General features: G+C 71.4%; 18 protein-coding genes. 4 read left to right on the top strand and 14 right to left on the bottom strand.

What is annotated here, in order from left to right:
- Nucleotides 1-5 precede the first annotated feature (5 nt).
- Nucleotides 6-983 carry a helix-turn-helix transcriptional regulator gene (locus J2S44_RS32915; RefSeq protein ID WP_310421848.1) on the bottom strand — a complete coding sequence of 326 codons (978 nt, stop codon included), beginning with the start codon at nucleotides 981-983 and terminating at the stop codon, nucleotides 6-8.
- Nucleotides 980-1,972, bottom strand: a complete 993-nt coding sequence (locus J2S44_RS32910; protein ID WP_310421845.1) for a helix-turn-helix transcriptional regulator — start codon at nucleotides 1,970-1,972, stop codon at nucleotides 980-982. The genes J2S44_RS32915 and J2S44_RS32910 overlap by 4 nt, the downstream gene beginning before the upstream one ends.
- Nucleotides 1,973-2,230: 258 nt before the next feature.
- On the opposite strand from J2S44_RS32910, the gene J2S44_RS32905 reads away from it, so the two are divergent.
- Nucleotides 2,231-3,310 carry a DUF3866 family protein gene (locus J2S44_RS32905; RefSeq protein WP_310421842.1) on the top strand — a complete coding sequence of 360 codons (1,080 nt, stop codon included), beginning with the start codon at nucleotides 2,231-2,233 and terminating at the stop codon, nucleotides 3,308-3,310.
- Between the two features lie 199 nt (nucleotides 3,311-3,509).
- On the opposite strand, the gene J2S44_RS32900 is transcribed toward J2S44_RS32905, so the two are convergent.
- The 3 genes from J2S44_RS32900 to rfbA all read right to left on the bottom strand — a co-directional run bounded on the left by J2S44_RS32900 (nucleotide 3,510) and on the right by rfbA (nucleotide 6,082).
- Nucleotides 3,510-3,677, bottom strand: a complete 168-nt coding sequence (locus J2S44_RS32900; protein ID WP_310421839.1) for a hypothetical protein — start codon at nucleotides 3,675-3,677, stop codon at nucleotides 3,510-3,512.
- A gap of 54 nt (nucleotides 3,678-3,731) precedes the next feature.
- Nucleotides 3,732-5,090 carry a Pup--protein ligase gene (gene pafA / locus J2S44_RS32895; RefSeq protein ID WP_310421836.1) on the bottom strand — a complete coding sequence of 453 codons (1,359 nt, stop codon included), beginning with the start codon at nucleotides 5,088-5,090 and terminating at the stop codon, nucleotides 3,732-3,734.
- A gap of 122 nt (nucleotides 5,091-5,212) precedes the next feature.
- Nucleotides 5,213-6,082 carry a glucose-1-phosphate thymidylyltransferase RfbA gene (gene rfbA / locus J2S44_RS32890; RefSeq protein ID WP_310421833.1) on the bottom strand — a complete coding sequence of 290 codons (870 nt, stop codon included), beginning with the start codon at nucleotides 6,080-6,082 and terminating at the stop codon, nucleotides 5,213-5,215.
- Nucleotides 6,083-6,242: 160 nt separating this feature from the next.
- Here rfbA and rfbD point away from each other — a divergent pair, with 160 nt between their 5' ends.
- The gene (rfbD, locus tag J2S44_RS32885; RefSeq protein ID WP_310421830.1) at nucleotides 6,243-7,163 is read left to right on the top strand and encodes a dTDP-4-dehydrorhamnose reductase; all 921 of its coding nucleotides are present in this window, start codon (nucleotides 6,243-6,245) and stop codon (nucleotides 7,161-7,163) included.
- Between the two features lie 1,336 nt (nucleotides 7,164-8,499).
- On the opposite strand, the gene prcA is transcribed toward rfbD, so the two are convergent.
- The 8 genes from prcA to J2S44_RS32845 form a co-directional block, all read right to left on the bottom strand.
- Nucleotides 8,500-9,336, bottom strand: coding sequence for a proteasome subunit alpha (prcA, locus tag J2S44_RS32880; RefSeq protein ID WP_310421828.1), 837 nt, complete (start codon nucleotides 9,334-9,336; stop codon nucleotides 8,500-8,502).
- 51 nt (nucleotides 9,337-9,387) lie between these two features.
- Entirely contained in the window at nucleotides 9,388-10,230 is an 843-nt protein-coding gene (prcB, locus tag J2S44_RS32875; RefSeq protein ID WP_310421825.1) for a proteasome subunit beta, read from the bottom strand.
- Between the two features lie 177 nt (nucleotides 10,231-10,407).
- Nucleotides 10,408-10,623, bottom strand: coding sequence for a ubiquitin-like protein Pup (locus J2S44_RS32870; RefSeq protein WP_307246347.1), 216 nt, complete (start codon nucleotides 10,621-10,623; stop codon nucleotides 10,408-10,410).
- A gap of 148 nt (nucleotides 10,624-10,771) precedes the next feature.
- A complete protein-coding gene (gene dop, locus J2S44_RS32865; protein WP_374727929.1) occupies nucleotides 10,772-12,304 on the bottom strand; it encodes a depupylase/deamidase Dop in 1,533 nt (510 codons plus the stop codon).
- A 165-nt stretch (nucleotides 12,305-12,469) separates the two neighbouring features.
- Nucleotides 12,470-14,251, bottom strand: coding sequence for a proteasome ATPase (gene arc / locus J2S44_RS32860; RefSeq protein WP_310421821.1), 1,782 nt, complete (start codon nucleotides 14,249-14,251; stop codon nucleotides 12,470-12,472).
- Between the two features lie 271 nt (nucleotides 14,252-14,522).
- Nucleotides 14,523-15,110, bottom strand: coding sequence for a hypothetical protein (locus tag J2S44_RS32855; protein ID WP_310421818.1), 588 nt, complete (start codon nucleotides 15,108-15,110; stop codon nucleotides 14,523-14,525).
- Nucleotides 15,107-16,057 (bottom strand): tRNA (adenine-N1)-methyltransferase, encoded by a 951-nt coding sequence (locus tag J2S44_RS32850; protein WP_310421815.1) that lies wholly within the window; start codon nucleotides 16,055-16,057, stop codon nucleotides 15,107-15,109. The genes J2S44_RS32855 and J2S44_RS32850 overlap by 4 nt, the downstream gene beginning before the upstream one ends.
- 62 nt (nucleotides 16,058-16,119) lie before the next feature.
- Nucleotides 16,120-17,187: a M50 family metallopeptidase gene (locus tag J2S44_RS32845; RefSeq protein WP_310430046.1), complete on the bottom strand. Its 1,068-nt coding sequence runs from the start codon at nucleotides 17,185-17,187 to the stop codon at nucleotides 16,120-16,122.
- A gap of 174 nt (nucleotides 17,188-17,361) precedes the next feature.
- Here J2S44_RS32845 and J2S44_RS32840 point away from each other — a divergent pair, with 174 nt between their 5' ends.
- Entirely contained in the window at nucleotides 17,362-18,339 is a 978-nt protein-coding gene (locus J2S44_RS32840) for a RecB family exonuclease (RefSeq protein WP_310421814.1), read from the top strand.
- Here J2S44_RS32840 and J2S44_RS32835 read toward each other — a convergent pair.
- The gene (locus J2S44_RS32835) at nucleotides 18,327-18,944 is read right to left on the bottom strand and encodes a PilZ domain-containing protein (RefSeq protein WP_310421810.1); all 618 of its coding nucleotides are present in this window, start codon (nucleotides 18,942-18,944) and stop codon (nucleotides 18,327-18,329) included. The two genes, J2S44_RS32840 and J2S44_RS32835, sit on opposite strands and share 13 nt — an antisense overlap.
- 169 nt (nucleotides 18,945-19,113) lie before the next feature.
- On the opposite strand from J2S44_RS32835, the gene J2S44_RS32830 reads away from it, so the two are divergent.
- The gene (locus J2S44_RS32830) at nucleotides 19,114-20,304 is read left to right on the top strand and encodes a sensor histidine kinase (protein ID WP_310421807.1); all 1,191 of its coding nucleotides are present in this window, start codon (nucleotides 19,114-19,116) and stop codon (nucleotides 20,302-20,304) included.
- Nucleotides 20,305-20,331 lie beyond the last annotated feature (27 nt).

The following is a 20,331-nucleotide window of genomic DNA, read 5'->3' as shown; positions in this document are numbered from 1 at the left end:
AAACCCTATGCCGAGGGTACGGAGTACGCAGCCAACGCCGCCGCGGCCTGCTCGCGGATGCCGGTGATCAGCTCCGGTGGGCTCACCACGGTCACCTCCGGGCCGAGGCCGAGGATCAGCCGGCGCGCCCAGCCGAGGTCCGTGACCCGCATGGTGACCAGCCAGTCCTCGCCGGAGGCACCGCGCTCGACCGACTCGCACGGGTAGTACTCGGTGATCCACCGCTCGGACCGGCCGACCCGCAGGGTGATCAGCGGCAGCTCCTCGCCGGGGCGGAACACGCCGGCGCTCAGGTCGTGCGGGCGCGCCTCGGCCGGGGGTACGGCCGGCTCGTCGAGCTCGGTCCAGCCGTCGATCCGGTCCACCCGGAACAGCCGGGTCGCCTCAGCCCGGCGGCACCACGCCTCCAGGTAGGCCCAGCCGTCGACGTTCACCACGCGGATCGGGTCGATCACGCGGTCGGTGGTCTCGTCCCGGGACGCGGTGTAGTAGGTGATCCGCAGGGCCTTGCCGCTCTCCAGCGCGCCGCGGACCCGGTCCACCTTCTTCGCGTTGCCGCTCATCCGGACCGCGACCGGCGCGTCCGCGTCCGCGCCGGCCGCCGACTCTATCTTCGCCAGCGCGCGCTCGATCGCGTCGCGGTTGCCGGTGCCGGGCGTCTCCGCCAGCATGCGCAGCGCCACGACCAGCGCGAGCGCCTCGTCCGGCGTGAGCCGCAGCGGTTTGCCGATGCCCGCGTCGTAGGTGATGGTGACGTTGTCACCGTCGAACGCCATGTCGATCAGGTCGCCGGGGCCGTAGCCGGGCAGCCCGCAGACCCAGAGCAGCTCCAGGTCCTCGCGCAGCTGCTTCTCGGAGACGCCCAGGTCGGCCGCGGCCTCGACGATCGCGATGCCGGGCCGGGCCAGCAGGTAGGGCACCAGGTTGAGCACGCGGCCGAGGCGGTCGGCGGACGCGCGCGAGGCGGACGGCGCGGCGGTCACGCGGGCACCTCCTCGGTCCGGGAGACGATCTCCTTGAGCCGCTGGATGACGGCGTCGCGCAGCTCCGGCGGGTCCAGCACCTGCACCTCGGGACCGTAGCGGACCAGCGTGCCGGCCAGCCGCTCGGTGTCCCCGTACCGAATGGTGATCTTGTCTTTGGGGTGGTCGCCCTGCCCGGGCTCGATCACCCGTGCCCAGCGGCGCAGGCCGGCGCCGACACCCGGCGTGACCAGCAGCGTGGCCCGGCCGGTCCACTCGACCGGCCCGGAGAAGCGCGAGACGTGGCTGATCAGGTCGAGGTCCGCGGGCGGCGTGAACGCGCCCGGCCGGCCGGTCGACCGGACCTTGCCGAGGATGCGGGAGAGCCGGAAGCAGCGGACCGCGTCCCGGTCGAGGTCGTGACCCACCACGTACCACCGGCCGCGCCAGCAGACCACGCCCCACGGCTGCAGCCTGCGGGTGGCCGGCTCGTCGCCCTCGGGCGCGCGGTAGTCGAACGCGACCGCGCGGCGCCCCCGGGCGGCCGTGGTCAGCGGCGCGAACGCCGGGTCGACCGTGACGACCGGCTCGACGCCCAGCGTGGCCTGCGGATCCATGTCGATGCCGGCGGCGCGCAGCTTGGCCAGCCCGGAGGAGGCGGCGGCGGCGAGACCGTGGTGCTGCCACAGCCGGCCGGCGATGCCGACGGCCGCGGCCTCGTCCGGTTCGAGCGGGATGTCCGGCAGCGCGTAGTCGCGGTGGGCGATCCGGTAACCGGGCTCGGCGTCGAAGACGCTCTCCGTCCCGGTCTCCAGCGGCACGCCGAGCTCCCGCAGCTCCGCCTTGTCCCGCTCGAACTTGCGCTGGAACGCCTCGTGCTCCTTCGGGTCCTCCGGATCGTGCTCGTAACCGGGCACGGTCGCGGCGATCTGCGCGGCGGTCAGGAACCGGCGCGTGGACAGGAGGCAGATGACCAGGTTGACCAACCGCTCGGTGCGGATGCGCGACACGCCCGCAAAACTAGCAGTGCCGCCCGGCATGCCGCGCCCCGCGTCCGGTCAGCTTTCCCTCATCCGGGTATACGGGGCCCCCATGGTTCACGTTCGTCGCCGGGGCCGGGTTCTCGATCACGCAGGGTCGACTTCACCGACCCCGTGTCCGGCGCGGAGATCGAGCCCGTGCCGGCCGGGCCGTACGCGCGACCGCTACCCGAACATCGCGTACGCCTTCCTCGACCCGGCCCGGGGCGCTGTATAGGGTTGCTCCTCGTGATTCGGTGGCGGGCGGGGACGGTGACGGCGCTGCGGCGCAGCTGGGACGGGGCCAGCGAGCTGTCGGTGACGGTGGACGGCGACCAGGACTCGATCAAGGCGCTGGCGTACACGCCGCTGGTCGGCGAGCCCGCGGTCGGCGACCGGGTGCTGCTCAACGTGGGCGCGCTCGAGATGGGCCTCGGCACCGGCGGGTACGCGCTGGTGGTGGCGCTGCCGGACAACCTGCCGGCCTCGGACCTGGCGGACAGCCGGGACGGCGGCCACCTGGTCAAGGCCCGGTACACACCGCTGCAAGCGATCATGATGGGCGTGGACGAGGAGGCCTCCCCGCACCGCGCGGTGCTGGCCGAGGCGGACGACCTGGAGGGCATGCCGGTCGTGCTGGCCGACCTGCACTCCGCGCTGCCCGCGGTGCTCGCCGGGATCGGCACCGGCCCCCGCGTCGCCTACCTGATGACGGACGGCGGCGCGCTGCCCGCCTGGTTCTCCCGCACGCTGTCCGCCCTCAAACCCCACCTCGCCGGTACGGTGACCGTGGGCCAGGCGTTCGGCGGCGACCTGGAGGCGACCACCGTGCACAGCGGGCTGCTGGCCGCCCGGCACGTGCTCGGCGCGGACGTCACGATCGTCGCGCAGGGCCCGGGCAACCTCGGCACCGGCACGCGCTGGGGGTTCTCGGGCGTCGCGGTCGGCGAGGCGGTGAACGCGGTCACCACGCTCGGCGGCCGCGCGGTCGGCTCGCTGCGCATCTCCGACGCCGACCCGCGCCCCCGGCACCGCGGCATCTCGCACCACAGCGTCACCGCGTACGGCCGGGTCGCGCTGACCCGGGCCGACCTGGTCGTCCCCACTCCCCTGCCGGCATCGGTCGCCGAGGACGTGGAGTCGACGCTGCGGCTGCTGGCCGAACGCCACACGATCGTCCGCGTCCCCACCGCCGGCCTCGACGACGCGCTGCGCGCCTCACCGGTGCCGCTCTCCACCATGGGCCGCGACCTGGACGGCGACTACGCCTACTTCGTGGCGGCCGCGGCCGCCGGCCGGCACGCCGCCTCGCTCCTGCCGGCCGCCTGACCCGCGGGTCCTCCGCGACCCCGCGCGGAACCGGCAGGGAGGAGCGCCAGCGACGACCGGTGCCCGCGGGAGCACCGGGAGCCGGCCACGCCGGAAGCGGGAAAATCGGTTCTGCGCAGGTCGGTCCGAAGCGCGTCAGCGGTTCTGCGCAGGTGGTCCGGAGCGTGTCAGCGGTTCCGCGCGGTCGATCCGGAGCATGTCAGCCGAAGATGACGAACAGCGTCCAGCCGACCACGATCACGCCGAGGATCGCGGCGTAGACCCAGGTCGGCACGCGGTACTCACCACGCCGGTTGGCCTGCACCTCGGCGACGATCTTCGCCCGGCGCCGCTCGAACCGGTTCTGCTGGTGCTCAGGTGTGGTCATAGTCCTGCCAGCGTAAACGGGACCCCGGGTCCGGCACCCGGGGCCCCGCCTCGCTCACATGCTGGCGATCAGCCGTTCCACGCGCTCGTCGTGCGCGCGGAACGGGTCCTTGCAGAGCACGGTGCGCTGCGCCTGGTCGTTGAGCTTCAGGTGCACCCAGTCGACCGTGAAGTCGCGCCGCTTCTCCTGCGCGTGCTTGATGAACTCGCCGCGCAGCCGCGCCCGGGTGGTCTGCGGCGGCGTCTCCTTGGCCTCGTAGATGTCCAGGTCGTTGGCGATCCGGTCGACCTGCTTGCGCCGCTCCATCAGCCCGTAGAGGCCACGGCCGCGCCGGATGTCGTGGTACGCCAGGTCCATCTGCGCGATCCGCGGGTGGGACAGCGGCAGGTCGTTCTTCGCCTGGTAGCGCTCGATCAGCTTCAGCTTGCTGACCCAGTCGATCTCCCGCGCCACCGGGTCGAGGTTGCCGCTCTCCACCGCGTCCAGCACCCGGCCCCAGAGCTCCACGACCCGCTTGGCGGTGTCGTCGCCGCCGCGCCGCTCCACGAACTCGGTCGCCTTCGCCAGGTACTCCTGCTGGATCTCCAGCGCGGAGATCTCCTTGTTCGACGCCAGGCGCACCTTGCGGCGGCCGGTGACGTCGTGCGACACCTCGCGGATGGCCCGGATCGGGTTCTCCAGCGACAGGTCGCGCATGACCACGCCGGCCTCGATCATGCGCAGCACGATGTCCGCGGTGCCCACCTTGAGCAGCGTGGTCACCTCGTTCATGTTCGAGTCGCCGACGATCACGTGCAGCCGCCGGTACCGCTCCGCATCCGCGTGCGGCTCGTCGCGGGTGTTGATGATCGGCCGGGACCGCGTCGTCGCGCTGGAGACGCCCTCCCAGATGTGCTCGGCCCGCTGGGACAGGCAGTAGACCGCGCCGCGCGGCGTCTGCAGCACCTTGCCCGCGCCGCAGATCAGCTGCCGGGTCACCAGGAACGGGATCAGCACGTCCGCCAGGCGGCCGAACTCGCCGTGCCGGGACACCAGGTAGTTCTCGTGGCACCCGTACGAGTTGCCGGCCGAGTCGGTGTTGTTCTTGAAGAGGTAGATCTCGCCCGCGATCCCCTCGTCGTGCAGCCGCTTCTCCGCGTCGACGAGCAGGCCCTCCAGGATCCGCTCGCCGGCCCGGTCGTGCGCGACCAGATCGAGGACGGAGTCGCACTCGGGCGTCGCATACTCCGGGTGCGAACCCACATCCAGATAGAGCCGGGCGCCGTTACGCAGGAAGACGTTGCTGGACCGCCCCCAGGAGACGACCCGCCGGAACAGGTAGCGCGCCACCTCATCCGGTGACAAACGCCGTTGACCTCGGTAGGTGCACGTGACGCCGTATTCGGTCTCAAGACCGAAGATTCGCCGCTCCATGACCGAACATTAGCCCCACGTGACCCTGTTGTGGCACCTGTGTGACCCGCCTCGGGGGTGGGGCGCGAAAAAATCTGCTCGGTGGGGGGTTTTAGCCCACTTTGTCATGTGCGAGCGGCGCTTCAGCGTTCCCAGTCGAGCAGACGCAACAGGTATTCGCCGTAGCCGCTGCGGCGGAGCGGGGCGGCCAGCGCGCGAAGCTGATCGTCGTCGATGCGGCCGGCCCGCCAGGCGGCCTCCTCGATGCAGCCGATCTTGAAGCCCTGGCGCGCCTCTATGACGCGCACGTACTCGGCGGCGTGCACCAGGTCGGCGAACGTCCCGGTGTCCAGCCAGGCGGTGCCGCGGTCCAGGACCGTGACCGTGAGGTCGCCGCGCCGCAGGTAGGCGTCGTTGATGCCGGTGATCTCGAGCTCGCCGCGGGCGGACGGGCGCAGGCCCTTCGCGATGCGGACCACGTCCGCGTCGTAGAAGTAGAGGCCGGGGACCGCGTACCGGGACTTCGGCTTGTCCGGCTTCTCCTCGATGGAGATGACCTTGCCGGACTCGTCGAACTCGACCACGCCGTAGGCGGTGGGATCCGCGACGGGATAGGCGAAGACGCGGCCGCCGGCGTGGGCCGCGTTCTCCTTGAGCCGGGTCGGCAGGTCACCGCCGTGGAAGATGTTGTCGCCGAGGATCAGCGCGACGTCGTCGCCGGCCAGGAACTCCTCGCCGATCAGGAAGGCCTGCGCGATGCCCTCCGGGCGGGGCTGCTCCGCGTACGTCAGGGACAGGCCCCACTGCGTGCCGTCACCGAGCAGGCGGCGGAACTGGGGCTGGTCGTCCGGCGTCGTGATGATCAGCACCTCGCGGACGCCCGCGGTCACGAGCGTGGTCAGCGGGTAATAGATCATCGGCTTGTCGAAGACCGGCATCAGCTGCTTCGACACCGCCTGGGTGATCGGCCACAGCCGAGACCCGGTTCCACCTGCCAAAAGGATCCCGCGCACCGGCGAATAGTACTCACGTGGAGCCACTACCGGCAGTCACTTCGCAATGAAGCTGTAATCGACGCGAACCGGAGCGCGACCGGCACCGGCTCCGGTCCTGGTACCGTGGCTTGCGCTCCTGGCCGGAGCAGAGACAGAGCTTTCCTGGGGGGCCGGCACAATGACCCGTTGGCTGATCACCGGCGCGGGCGGGATGCTCGGCCGCGATCTCGTCGCCGCGCTGACCGAGCCGACCGCGCCCTACGGCCGGCACGCCCGGCGCAGCGAGACACCCGTCGAGATCACCGCCGCGACCCGCGACATGCTCGACGTCACGGACGCGGCCGCGGTCGCCTCCGCGGTCTCCGGCCACGACATCGTGATCAACACGGCCGCCTGGACCGACGTCGACGCCGCCGAGGACCACGAGGACGTCGCCACCGACATCAACGGCCGCGCGGTCAACAACATCGCGGCCGCCTGCACGGTCAACGGCGCGAAACTCATCCAGATCTCCACCGACTACGTGTTCGACGGCACCGCCACCACGCCGTACCCGGAGACCCACCCGACCGCGCCGATCAACGCGTACGGTCGCGGCAAGTCCCTCGGCGAGCAGCTCGCGCTCCGCACCGGCGGCTACGTGGTCCGCACCGCCTGGCTCTACGGCGACCACGGCCCGAACTTCGTCGAGACCATGCTGAAGCTGGCCGCGTCCCGGCCCACCGTCGACGTGGTCACCGACCAGATCGGCCAGCCGACCTGGACCGCCGCGCTCGCCGAGCAGCTCGTCCGCCTCGGCACCGCCGCGCTCGCCGGCACCGCCCCACCCGGCATCTACCACGGCACCGCCACCGGCGAGGCGTCCTGGCACGACCTGGCCCGCACGCTCTACGACCTGGCCGGCCTCGACCCGGACCGGATCCGCCCCACCACCGCGGAGAACTTCGCCCGCCCGGCCCCGCGCCCGGCCTACAGCGTGCTCAGCCACGACGCGTGGGCGGCCGCGGGCATCCCGCTCCAGCCCGACTGGCGCGTCCAGCTCGACCACGCACTCAGCGAACCCGGCTTCGCCGACCTGGCCAAGGCCGCACGGTCCTAGAGGCCCGCCGCCCGTCGCCAGCCGCAGCGCCCGGATAGTCCCTGCCGCAGCGCCCGGCTGATCGCCTACCGCAGCGCCCGGCTGATCGCCTACCGCAGCGCCCGGATGGTCGCCTACCGCAGCGCCCGGATGGTCGCCTGCGCAGGCGGCCGGATGATCGCCTGCCCAGGCGGCCGGAGCCGGCAACGCGCTACACGAGCCACGGAGCATGCAGGTCGTGGCATCGCCGCGTCGAAGCATGACCTGCCCCAAGAGTGTGATCCACCCCGGTAGGTGATGATCCTTTCAAACCTGTATTGCCGGTGTACGCGTCCGGAACAGCAATACAGGCTGGAAGGATCGTCACCCCGTTGATCAGCGGTAGCGATCCTCGCTCGAGGTATCCCTCTATGGCTGTTCCCGAGGATGCTCGGGCCCGTGACGCCGTCGGGACGCATGGAAACGGTGTGAGACCGGACCGGAAGCTGGGATCAGCCACTCCACGGGCCTGACATTCCGGACATTGGCGCTGAAGGCTCCACGGGCGAGCGAACGACGGGTCCTCCGTCGCCGGTAACTGTTTCCTGGGGCAGGAAACGACCGCCAGCGACACGGGAGCATCGTTCGGTGCCGTGCGTTGCGTCGCGTGGCAGCGCGCCGAAGCGGCCGGAAACAGCAGCGCGGTGGACGAGCGCCTGCAACAGCAGAAAAGAGCGGGAACTCGTCGACTCACCACGATCGAAACAGGCCGAGTGGCGTCGGGCACCGGTGGCGCGGAAACCCACACCGGCGCACCCGGGCGGCTCTCCGGGCCAGCGATCCCGGGCGGCACCGGCGCAGCTCTCCGGCCGCCAACCCGGGCGGCACCCACGCAACCCTCCGACCGCCAACCCGGGCAGCACCCACGCAACCCTCCGACCGCCAACCCCGCGCGATACCGGCAAGAGCCGATCCGGCCGCGGCCGGCGATCGCACCCGGCGATCGCACCCGACCATCGCACCCGGCGATCGCACCTCGCGATCGCCCGCAGCGGCGGCACGAGTCGAATCCGCCGAAGCCGCCCAGGCCGCAACCAGCGATCACACGCGACCAACCGCGCGCGACGCCGACACGAGCCGAACCCGCCGAAGCCACCCAGGCCGCAATCAGCAAGCACGCACGGCGGATCGCGCGTGGCGCCGGCGCGGGCCGAGCCCGGCGCGCGGGCCCGGAGTTTCGCGGTGCCGGCGGGCGGCCGGTGGCGAACCGTCAGGCGGGGAGCGCCGGTCCCGCGGCTGACGGCGGCACCGGTGGGCGAAAACACGCGGCGGCCGCCGGGGGCGACGGATTCGCCCCCGGCGGCCGCCGGTGGAACGCTTACTTCTCGGCCGGGCCGCCCTCGTCGACCGCGGCGGACTCGCCGGCGGTCTCCAGGTCGGCGGAGGCCGCCGACACCGTCGGGGTGTCCGGGCCCGGGGCCGGGTCGGCCGGCTTCTCGACCGCGTCGGCCGGGAGGTCGCCGCCCTCCAGGAGCGCGGTCAGTGCCTCGCCGGTGATGCGGCGGAACGTGCGGCCCCTGCGGGTGCGGTCCAGCACCGCGACCTCGAGCTGCTTGGACGTGATCGTGCGCGGCGACCCGTTCTCGCCGCCCACGCTGGCCAGGGACTTGACCGCGAGCTTCAGCGCGTCGGCGAGCGACAGCGTGAACGCGTGGCCGTCCTTGAGCGTGCTGGAGATGGCCTCGGCCTGGCCGCCCATGGCCATGAAGCCGGGCTCGTCCTGGACCGAACCGTCGTACATGATGCGGTAGATCTCGTCCTGGTCCGCGGACGCGCCGACCTGGGCCACGCACAGCTCGACCTCGAACGGCTTCTGCTGCTCCGTGAAGATCGCGCCGAGCACCTGCGTGTACGTGCTGGCGAGCGCGCGGCCGGTCACGTCCCGCCGGTCGTAGCTGTAGCCGTCGATGTCGGCCTTGCGCACACCGGCCCGGCGCAGGTTCTCGAACTCGTTGTAGCGGCCGACGGCGGCGAAGCCGATCCGGTCGTAGATCTCGCTGACCTTGCGCAGCGACGTCACGTTCTCCGCGACGAGGAGGACCCCACCCGCGTAGCTGAGGACCACCGCGCTGCGGCCCCGGGCGATGCCCTTACGGGCCAGCTCGGAGCGGTCGCGCATGATCTGCTCGGGTGAGGCGTAGAACTGCATTGCCACGGCGGCTCTCCTTCGTGATCTTTGGCGTCAGAAGCGGTGGGGAACCGCTTCTCAGCCGCCGGGGTTCTCGTGGCGGGCGTTGACGACGGCCTCGGCGATCGCGGAGACCTCCTCCTCGGTGAGCCGGTTCGTGCCCTCGGCCGACGCGGTCATCACCACCGGGTAGATCTTGCGGACCAGGTCGGGGCCGCCGGTCGCGGTGTCGTCGTCCGCGGCGTCGTAGAGCGCCTCGACCGCGAGCCGGGCCGCCTCCTCCGCGGAGATGCCGGGCCGGTAGCGCTTCTTCAGCGCGGCCTTCGCGAACAGCGAGCCGGAGCCGATCGCGTCGTAGCCGGTCTCCTCGTAGAGGCCGCCGGCCACGTCGAAGCTGAAGATCCGGCCGACCCGCGCCGGGTCCGTGCCGGCCTGGTCGTACCCCGCGAAGAGCGGGATGACCGCGAGGCCCTGCAGCGCCGCGCCGAGGTTCTGCCGGATCATGGCGGCGAGCCGGTTGGCCTTGCCGTCCAGCGAGAGCATGACGCCCTCGATCTTCTCGTAATGCTCCAGCTCGACCTGGAACAGCCGCATCAGCTCGATGCCGACACCGGCCGTGCCGGCGATGCCGATCAGCGAGTACGCGTCCGCGGGGTGCACCTTCTCGATGTCCCGGCTGGCGATCATGTTGCCCATGGTCGCGCGCCGGTCGCCGGCGAGCACGACGCCGCCCGCGAACGAGATCGCCACGATCGTGGTGCCGTGCGGCGCGACGTCACCGGCGGAGAGGCCGGGCGGCAGCGGCCGGCGGCCGGGCAGCAGATCGGGGGCGGCGACGCTCAGGAACTGGGTGAAGGAGGAGGTCCCCAGGTTGGTGAACGCATCCGGTAGGCGCCCTGATGGATCAAAACCCGTAGCCACGTATGTCCCTTCAGCTATGTCGATCGCCCTGGCGTGCTGGGACGCCGGAGCCGCCGTTGTGGTGGAAGCACCCTATACCGCGTGGGGTCACGCAGTGGTGATCATCTGTTACGTGTTCCGGGTCAGGTGCGTTACACACCCGACCCGGCAAGTCACCTTAAAAACGGACACAAACGGTCATTGACCGCCCTTTTGCACGTATCCCCTGACGAATTCCTCGGCGTTCTCCTCGAGAACCGAGTCGATCTCGTCGAGGAGGTCGTCGACCTCCTCGGTCAGTTCGGCGACGCGCTCGGCGGTCTCCGGGTTGGCCTCGACCGTGGCCTCGTCGACCTCACCCTGCTGGCTGCTCTTGCTGGATTGCGACTGTCCGCCGGTGTCCCTGGTAGCCATCCCGGTCCCTCCCTCGCCTCGTGCCGCGGGACTCGACCGCCCCGGCAACATCAGGTACCTAAAACCTACCCCGCCGTTATGACGAAAAGGCTCGCCCAAGCGCGTGTTTCGCGCTCAGCCGAGCCCTTTTCGATCATTCGCGGAAGTTCTACGTCGTGGGCTTCGCGTTGCCGGTGAGCGCCTCGAGCAGATCCTTGGCGCTCTCGCACCGGTCGAACAGCGCTCCGACGTGCTTCTTCGTGCCGCGCTCCGGCTCCATCATCGGCACCCGGACCAGCGACTCCCGCCCGATGTCGAAGATCACCGAGTCCCAGCTGGCCGCGACCACCTCGGACGCGTACTGCGCGAGGCAGCGGCCGCGGAAGAACGCCCGGGTGTCCTCCGGCGGCTCCACCATGGCGTCCCAGGTGTCCCGCTCGTCGAGCAGCGTCTTCATCGAGCCGCGCGCCACCAGCCGGTGGTAGAGCCCCTTCTCCGGCCGCACGTCGGAGTACTGCAGGTCGACGAGCTGCAGCTTGTGCGACGCCCAGCCGAGACTCTCCCGCTCGCGGTAGCCCTCCAGCAGCCGCAGCTTCGCCACCCAGTCCAGCTCGTCCGCACAGGACATGACGTCCCGGCCGAGCTTGTCCAGCACGTTCTCCCAGCGGTTCAGCACGTCCGTGGTGGCCTCGTCCGCGTCGGTGCCGAGCCGGTCGTCGACGAACTGCTTGGCCCGCTCGAAGAACGCCCACTGCAGGTCCAGCGCGGTCAGCTTGCGGCCGTCCCGCAGCCGGACCAGGTGCTGCAGCGACGGGTCGTGGCTGATGTGCTTCAGCTCGGAGACCGGGTCGGCGATGCCGAGCTCACCGGTGAGCGCCTTCTCCTCGATCATGGACAGGATCAGCGCGGTGGTGCCGACCTTGAGGTACGTGGAGATCTCGGACAGGTTCGCGTCGCCGATGATGACGTGCAGCCGCCGGTACTTGTCCGCGTCCGCGTGCGGCTCGTCGCGCGTGTTGATGATCGGGCGCTTGAGCGTGGTCTCCAGCCCGACCTCGACCTCGAAGAAGTCGGCGCGCTGGGAGATCTGGAAGCCGGTGCCGGAGCCGTCCTGCCCGATGCCGACCCGGCCGGCGCCGGTGACGATCTGCCGGGTGACGAAGAACGGCGTCAGGTACGCCACGATGTCCGCGAACGGCGTCTGGCGCCGCATCAGGTAGTTCTCGTGGGCACCGTACGACGCGCCCTTGTTGTCGGTGTTGTTCTTGTACAGATGGATCGGGTGCGTGCCCGGGATGGTGGCCGCGCGCCGGGCCGCCTCGGCCATCACGCGCTCGCCGGCCTTGTCCCACTTGACCACGTCGAGCGGGTTGGTGACCTCGGGTGTGGAGTACTCCGGGTGGGCGTGGTCGACGTAGAGCCGGGCGCCGTTGGTGAGGATGACGTTCGCCAGGCCCAGGTCCTCGTCCGCGAGCGCCTCCGCGGGGTCGTAGGCCGCGCCGGAGTAGGTGAAGCCGCGCGCGTCGCGCAGCGGCGACTCCTCCTCGTAGTCCCAGCGGGTGCGCCCGCCGCGGTTGAGCTCCGGCCGCGCCCCGTAGGCGTTGACCACCTGCGAGGAGGTCACCATCGGGTTGGCGCCCGGCTGTCCGGGCACGGAGATCCCGTACTCGACCTCGGTTCCCATGATCCGACGAACAGACATAAAGCGTCCTCCCCATTGACCCGTCGAGAGAAGCCTAGCCCCTACAAGGGGTGACGAAACGTGTCGGCGCATGGATAGTTGCGATCCTCGCCGAACCGCGACCGGCCGGTGCTGGCGGACAAAAGAAACGGGCGGCCCACCCGGGGCCGCCCGTTTCACACCGACTTACAGATATTGACCCGTGTTCGACGCGGTCTCGATGGACCGGCCGGCTTCCGCACCCTTGCCGCCGGAGACGAGCGTGCGGATGTAGACGATCCGCTCGCCCTTCTTGCCGGAGATCCGGGCCCAGTCGTCCGGGTTCGTGGTGTTCGGCAGGTCCTCGTTCTCCCGGAACTCGTCGACGCACGCGTCGAGGAGGTGCTGCAGGCGCAGGCCCTTGCGTCCGGAGGAGAGGAACTCCTTGATCGCCATCTTCTTGCCGCGGTCCACGATGTTCTGGATCATGGCGCCGGAGTTGAAGTCCTTGAAGTACAGGACCTCCTTGTCACCGTTGGCGTAGGTGACCTCGAGGAACCGGTTCTCCTCGGTCTCCGAGTACATCCGCAGCACGACCGACTCGATCATGGCGGCGACCGTGGCGGCCGTGTCGTTGCCGTGCTCGGCCAGGTCGTCCTCGTGCAGGGGCAGGCCCTCGAGGATGTACTTGCTGAAGATGTCCTTGGCCGCCTCGGCGTCCGGACGCTCGATCTTGATCTTCACGTCCAGCCGGCCCGGGCGCAGGATGGCCGGGTCGATCATGTCCTCGCGGTTGGAGGCGCCGATGACGATGACGTTCTCCAGCCCCTCCACGCCGTCGATCTCGGACAGCAGCTGGGGGACGATCGTGTTCTCCACATCGGAGGAGACGCCGGTGCCGCGCGTGCGGAACACCGAGTCCATCTCGTCGAAGAACACGATGACCGGGGTGCCCTCGCCGGCCTTCTCCCGGGCGCGCTGGAAGATCAGCCGGATGTGCCGCTCGGTCTCGCCGACGTACTTGTTGAGCAGCTCCGGGCCCTTGATGTTCAGGAAGAAGCTGGTGTGCTTCTCCTTGCCCTGCCGCTCGGCGATCTTCTTCGCCAGCGAGTTCGCCACGGCCTTGGCGATGAGGGTCTTGCCGCAGCCGGGCGGGCCGTAGAGCAGGATGCCCTTCGGCGGGCGCAGCTGGTGCTCCCGGAACAGGTCGGCGTGCAGGAACGGCAGCTCGACCGCGTCGCGGATCTGCTCGATCTGGGAGTGCAGGCCACCGATGTCGGAATAACCGACGTCCGGCACCTCCTCCAGGACCAGCTCCTCGACCTCGCTCTTCGGGATCCGCTCGTACGCGTACGCCGACCGGGGCTCGATCATGAGCGAGTCACCGGCCCGCAGCGCGGAGCCGATGAGCGTGTCGGCGAGGTGCACGATGCGCTCCTCGTCGGCGTGCGAGATGACGAGCGCGCGGTCACCCGGGCCGCCGTCCGGCGACTCCAGGATCTCCTTGAGCATCACCACCTCGCCCACGCGCTCGAACCCGAACGCGTCGACGACGTTGAGTGCGTCGTTGAGCAGAACCTCCTGCCCGCGCTGCAGCTCGTCGACCTCCAGAGAGGGTGACACCGCCACGCGGAGCTTGCGCCCACCGGTGAAGACGTCGACGGTGCCGTCCTCATGGCGGGTCAGGAAGACACCGTAACCGCTCGGCGGCTGCGCCAGGCGGTCGATCTCCTCCTTCAGCGTGACGATCTGGCTGCGGGCCTCCTTGAGGGTGGCCACCAGTCGCTCGTTGTTCTCGGACAGCCGGGAGAGCTGCGCCTGCGTTGCCGCGAGCCTCTCCTCGAGCTGCCTCACGTGACGGGGGCTTTCGGTCAGCTTGCGCCGCACCAGAGCGAGTTCCTCTTGAAGAAACGCGACCTGCGTGGAGAGATCGTGGGCCTCTTTCTCCCACCGTGCGGCGCGCTGGTCGGCGTCGTCGCTACGTGCCACGTCCCACCTCCCCGGGGGCTCGAACGTCTTGCCATAACACTAGCCGCAAACGCCGGGATTCCAACCCACGCAACACCCTCGTCACCGAAGCTTGATCAGATGTGTCCATGCGATCACAACCGGTCACCGAGGCCGGAACCTGCCCGCGGAGTGCGAAAACATCCCGCGCATGACGCGAAAACCCCCGAAGAACCCCAACCCACATCCTTGGTACGGAGTGAGTCCGCCCACGGCTGAATTCACGTGATTCACGCGGGAGAGTCCGCGGGCGTCACAGCGTCGGGCGGCCCACCAGCGACGCGATGACCCGGGCGAACTCCTCCAGGCGGGCGATCTGCCCGGCCCCGCCGTCGTCCATCGTCTTGCCGAACCGCAGCGCGTCGTGCCGGACCGGGGGCCGCTCGCCGTCCTCCAGCGTGCCGCCGCTCGGCGCCGCCTCGTCCATCGTGCTGAGCAGCAGGTAGACGTCGACGCTGCCGACCTGGGCCTGCCCGTTCGGCGTGCGGGTGAGCTGTCGCCGGCAGCCCACCTCGGTGACCGTGGACAACGGCACCACGCGCAGCGACGACGTCATCGAGCCGGGCGGGCCCTCACCGAGCGGTATGTCCTCACCGTGCCACAGTATGAGCCGGTTGCCGTCGCAGACGACGACCTCCTGCCACACGCCGTTGACCTCGTTGACGAACCGTTCCAGCGTGAAGCACAGCACGTCCGCGCCGCGCAGCACGCCGCCGAGCGACTCCAGCGCCACGTCGGGGTCGCGCAGGTAGGCACGGGCCGCCGAGTCGAGGTCGTGGTAGGGGGACCAGTCCGGGAAGACGGCCGGCAGGTCCCCTCCCCCACCCAGGCTGTGGCTCACTCGACCTCCGGGGAGTCGGGCTGGTCCGGGACGGCGGACGCCTGCATCGCGGCCTTGCGCACCGCGTACGCCTCGGCGCCCTTGGAGGGCTTGCGCCGCCGCGGCGGGGCCTGCACGCCGGGCGCGAGCTTGCGGGCGGAGACCAGGAACGCGGTGTGCGCGATCATGCGGTGGTCCGGCCGGACCGCGAGGCCCTCGGCGTGCCAGTCGCGCACCAGCGACTCCCAGGCGCGCGGCTCGGTCCAGCCGCCGCGCTCGCGCAGCGCCTCGACCAGCTCGGACAGCTGCGGGGTGGTCGCCACGTAGCCGATGAAGACGCCGCCGGGCACCAGGCACCGCTCGACCATGTCGAGCGCCTCCCACGGCGTGAGCATGTCCAGGATGATCCGGTCGAACCCGGTCTCCCGGTTGTCCGCCACGTCGCCGTTGTGCAGCTGCCAGGCCGGGTGCGGCGCGCCGAAGAACGCCTCCACGTTCTTCCGGGCGATGGCCGCGAAGTCCTCGCGCAGCTCCCACGAGTGCAGCTCGCCGCCGTCGCCGACCGCGCGCAGCAGCGAGCAGCTCAGCGCGCCGGAGCCGGCGCCGGCCTCGAGCACCTTCGCGCCCGGGAAGATGTCGCCCATCTGCACGATCTGGGCGGCGTCCTTCGGGTAGATGACCTGGGCGCCGCGCGGCATGCTGAGCACGTAGTCGGACAGCAGCGGGCGCAGCGCGAGGTACGCCGTGCCGTTCGCGGACGTGATCACGCTGCCCTCGGGCAGGCCGATCAGGTCGTTGTGCTCCAGCGCGCCGCGGTGCGTGTGGAACGACTTGCCGGGTTCCAGGACAACGGTGTGCATCCGTCCCTTCGGGTCTGTGAGCTGGACCCGGTCCCCGGCCCGGAACGGCCCGCGGCGCGCGGGCACCGGCTGGTCGGTCGGGACGACGGCGGTGGACGGTACGGTCACGGTGTTCCTCTTCCTCGGTCTTGCTATCTCTATTGATACGGGCGCGAACACCGTATCGGGGGTCAAACGGCCGGGTTGCCCCGGCCACGGCGTGGTTCGAGCACCTCGGCCAGGTCGATCAGGTGCAGCACGCCGACCACGTCCTCCCCGGCGGTCACCAGGTACTGCGCGCCCGGGTGAGTCTGCACCACGCGCACGACCTGCTCGCCGGTGAGGTCGACGGACATCGCCGGGATGCCCTCGACGCCGCGCGCGACCGCGTCCACACTGACCCAGGGCCGCCGCTCGGCCGGGACCGCAGCCGCCCGGGCGCCGTCGACCAGCGCGACCACCCGGCCGGACGCGTCCGCCACGGCCAGCGCGGCGTTGCCCGGCCCGGCCTCCTGGCCGCGGCGCTGCGCCTCGGCCAGCGGCGTGCCGGCCGGGACCGCGAAGACCGGCCGGGCCAGGTGCGACAGCTGGATCATCGGGAAGCGGCGGCTCATCCGGGCCAGCCGGATCGACTGCCCGGCCCCCTGCCACAGGGTCAGCGTGACCAGCAGCATGAAGATCACGCCGAAGATCGTCAGCCAGCCCAGCGCGTACGTCACGAGCACGCCGGCCGCGGTCAGGCCGGCCAGCGCCCGCCCGGACCAGCCGGCGATCTCGGTGGCGGTGTGCCGGTCGCCGTGCACGGCCCAGATCGCGGCCCGCAGCGCCCGGCCGCCGTCCAGCGGCAGGCCGGGCAGCGAGTTGAACACGGCCACCACCAGGTTGCTGACCGCGAGCTGGAACGCGATCTGGTCGGCGAGCGTGCCGTCCCGCAGCAGCAGCGCCGCGACCGTGGCGAGCACGCCGAGGACCAGCGACACGGCCGGGCCGGCCAGCGAGACCGCGAGGTCCACCCGCGGGCGCGGCGCGTCCCGGTCCATCTCGGTGTAGCCGCCGAGCAGCTCGAGCGTGATGCCGCGGACGCCGATGCCGAACCGCCGCGCGGTCAGCGCGTGGCCGAGCTCGTGCAGCAGCACGGAGCCGAGCAGGCACGCCACGAAGCCGAGGCCGACCGCGTAGCCGGCCGGGCGGGACAGGTCGAGCGCGCCGCGGACGAACTCGCCGTAGAGGACCGTGACCGCGACGGCCAGCAGCAGCATGGACGCGTTGAGATGGACGGGAACGCCGAAGACCCGCCCCACCGTGACGCCGGCGCGACGGCCCGGCTCGGGCGCCTCGTTGTCCACCGTGCCGATGCTACGTGGGATGTCCGCGGTGGCGCTGACCGCGTGCGCCCACTGAAACCGTCGTACCTCCGCCGTATCTTTGTGGGCATGACGACGGAGACGGAGGCGGCACACTTGCAGACAGGCCGTAACACTGCCACGCCCGCGGAGCTCGCCGAGCCGGACTGGACCGGCCCGTCGCTCTCCCCCTCCAGGGCCGGCGACTTCAAGACCTGCCCGCTGCTGTTCCGCTTCCGCACCATCGACCGTCTTCCCGAGCTGCCGACCGCCGACCAGGTGCGGGGCACGCTGGTGCACGCGGTGCTGGAGCGGCTCTACGATCTGCCGGCCGCCGACCGTACCCCCGATGCGGCTTTCGACCTGGTCGCCCCGTCCTGGGAGCGGTTGCTCGAGGAGGACCCCACGCTGTCCGTGCTCTTCGAGGCGCCGGCCGCGGCGGGGCCGCAGACCGAGGTCCTGATCGAGGTCCAGCCGGGCGAGGCGCCGGTGGCCGGGCTCGACGACTTCCTCGGCTCCGCGCGTGACCTGCTCAAGGGCTACTTCACGCTGGAGGACCCGCGCCGGCTGGAACCGGCCGAGCGCGAGCAGCTGATCTCCACGGTGATCGACGACCGGCTGCGGCTGCGCGGCTTCGTCGACCGGCTGGACGTCTCACCGGACGGGCAGATCCGGGTCGTCGACTACAAGACCGGCGGCGCGCCGCGCGAGGCGTTCGAGGCGAAGGCGCTGTTCCAGCTCAAGTTCTACGCGCTGGTGCTGTGGCGCACCCGCGGCGTGGTGCCGCGGGTGCTGCGCCTGATCTATCTCAAGGACGTCGAGGTCTGCGACTACTCGCCCGACCTGGAGGAGCTGCAGCGCTTCGAGCGCACCGTGCTCGCGCTGGCCAAAGCGATCGAGGCGGCCACCGCGGCGCGCGACTTCCGGCCGCAGCCGAGCAAGCTGTGCGGCTGGTGCAACCACAAGGCGCTCTGCCCGGCGTACGGTGGGACGCCCCCGCCGTACCCGGAGGCCGCCGCCCCCGTGCCCGCCGCCCCCGTGCCCGCCGCGCCGGCTCAGCGGGCGTAGGCGCGCCGCCGTTCCTGAGCCGCCACGTAGTCGGCGATCAGGTCCTCGGCCTGCGTGGTCAGGTTCATGAAGAGCAGCCGGTGCACGTTCACCGGGTCCAGGCCGGGCAGCACCTTCGCGTTCACGGTGACGAACTGGCCGGGCAGGTCCAGGCGCCCGGGCAGCGGCTCGCCCGGCTCCGGCCCCCGGCCGAACGCGAGCGCGCCACCCAGCGACAGGTTCCGGGTGGTCAGCGAGAACGGGCCGCCCTCCGGGCCGTTCAGCGTGAGCGGCACCGTGGCCGGCACCCGCAGGCTGCCCCGGCGCTGGATGCCGGTCTCCACCCGCGTCGCCCGGACCCCGATCGTCGCGTCCGTGGCCCGCACCACGCACCCGGTGCCCTCGCCGCCCCGCCCCTCCGCGGTCCACACCAGCTCGACGGTCGCGCCCTCCTCCAGGCCGCCCGGCAGCCGGAAGTTCCAGACCTTGTCCGGGGTACGGACCACGCTCAGGTCCCGGAACGTCCTCTCGCCGATCACCAGCGTCACCAGTTCGGCGTCCTCGGGCAGGTCGACGAACGCCTCGGCCTCCGGCATCCGCCGCTTCCAGGGCAGTCGCAGTGCCATCTCCGATCGCCTCCTGATCGCGGTGTCAACCCGTTGCGGTTCGGTGATCGGCACATTCCGCGGGATTGTTAGCGCTGTGTGCCAGATCTCGTCTCCTCCTCCAGCAGGAGGGGCGGGTCGGCGCGCGGGCCGATTCGCCGGGCGCCGCGGGCGGATAGGTTCCGACGTGATGAGAACAGTGCAGGACTGGTTCGCGGCCGGTCGCAGCCGGCGGCCGCGGCGCGCGTTCGTCTGGGACCTGCGGCTCGCGCTGCTCGCGCTGGCCGCGGACGTGCTCGTGCTCTGGATCGACCGCGAGGAGCAGGGCGACCCGCGTGCCGTGGTGCTGCTGACGGTGTGGCTCGCGGTGCCGATCGCGCTGCGCCGGGTGCTGCTCTGGCCGGCGCTGCTGATGCTGCTGCCGGCCGTCGCCGCCCCGGCGCTCGTCCCCACCCAGCCGCTGACGCTGCCGATCGCGTTCATCGTCCTGACGTACACGGCCGGCTCCCGGCTGTCGCTGCGCGGCGCGATCACCGCCGGCCTGCTGCTCTGGGTGCCGGTCGTGTTCGCCCCGCTGGCCGTCCCCATGATGGTCGACGGCTACCAGCTGCCGGTCGCCTACCTGGCCCTCAACAACACGCTGATCGGCCTGGTCGTCTTCCTGGTCGGCCGCGCCGTCCACGGCCGCCGGGTCACTGCCCGGGCCCTCGAGGACCGCGCGGTCACCGCCGAGGCCAACCAGCGCGCCCTCGCCGAACAGGCCGTCGCGGACGAACGGCGCCGCATCGCCCGCGAACTCCACGACGTGGTCGCGCACAACGTCAGCGTGATGGGCGTGCTCGCCACCGGCGCCCGCCGCGTCCTGCGCACCGACACCGACGCCGCGGACGGGGCCCTCACCACGATCGAGGAGACGTCCCGCTCCGCCATGCGGGAACTGCGCCGCATGCTCGGCGTGCTGCGCACCGAGACCGAGCCGGCCGCCGAACTCGCACCGCAGCCCGGCATCGCCGGCCTCGAGGCGCTCGCCGAACAGGTCCGCGACGCCGGCCTGCCGGTCACGCTGCGCGTCGACGGCACCCCGGCGGAACTGGAACCCGGCGTCGCGCTGACCGTCTACCGGATCGTGCAGGAGGCGCTGACGAACGCGCTCAAGCACGCCGGCCCCGCCACCGCCCAGGTCCGGCTCAGCTTCGGCGTCTACTGGCTGATCGTCGAGGTCTTCGACACCGGCCGCGGCCCGCTCCCCGGCTCCGAACACGGCGCCGGCCACGGCCTGGTCGGCATGCGCGAACGGGTCGCGCTCTACGGCGGCACGCTGCGCGTCGGCCCCCGCCCTGGCGGCGGCTTCCGCGTCTACGCGAAGATTCCCGTGGACTGAGCGTTCGCCGACCACCCCGGGCCGCGT

The organism is Catenuloplanes niger, from assembly GCF_031458255.1.
GTDB lineage: Bacteria > Actinomycetota > Actinomycetes > Mycobacteriales > Micromonosporaceae > Catenuloplanes > Catenuloplanes niger.
Note: the sequence above shows the minus strand (reverse complement) of the source record. Positions and strands in the feature narration are given on the sequence as shown.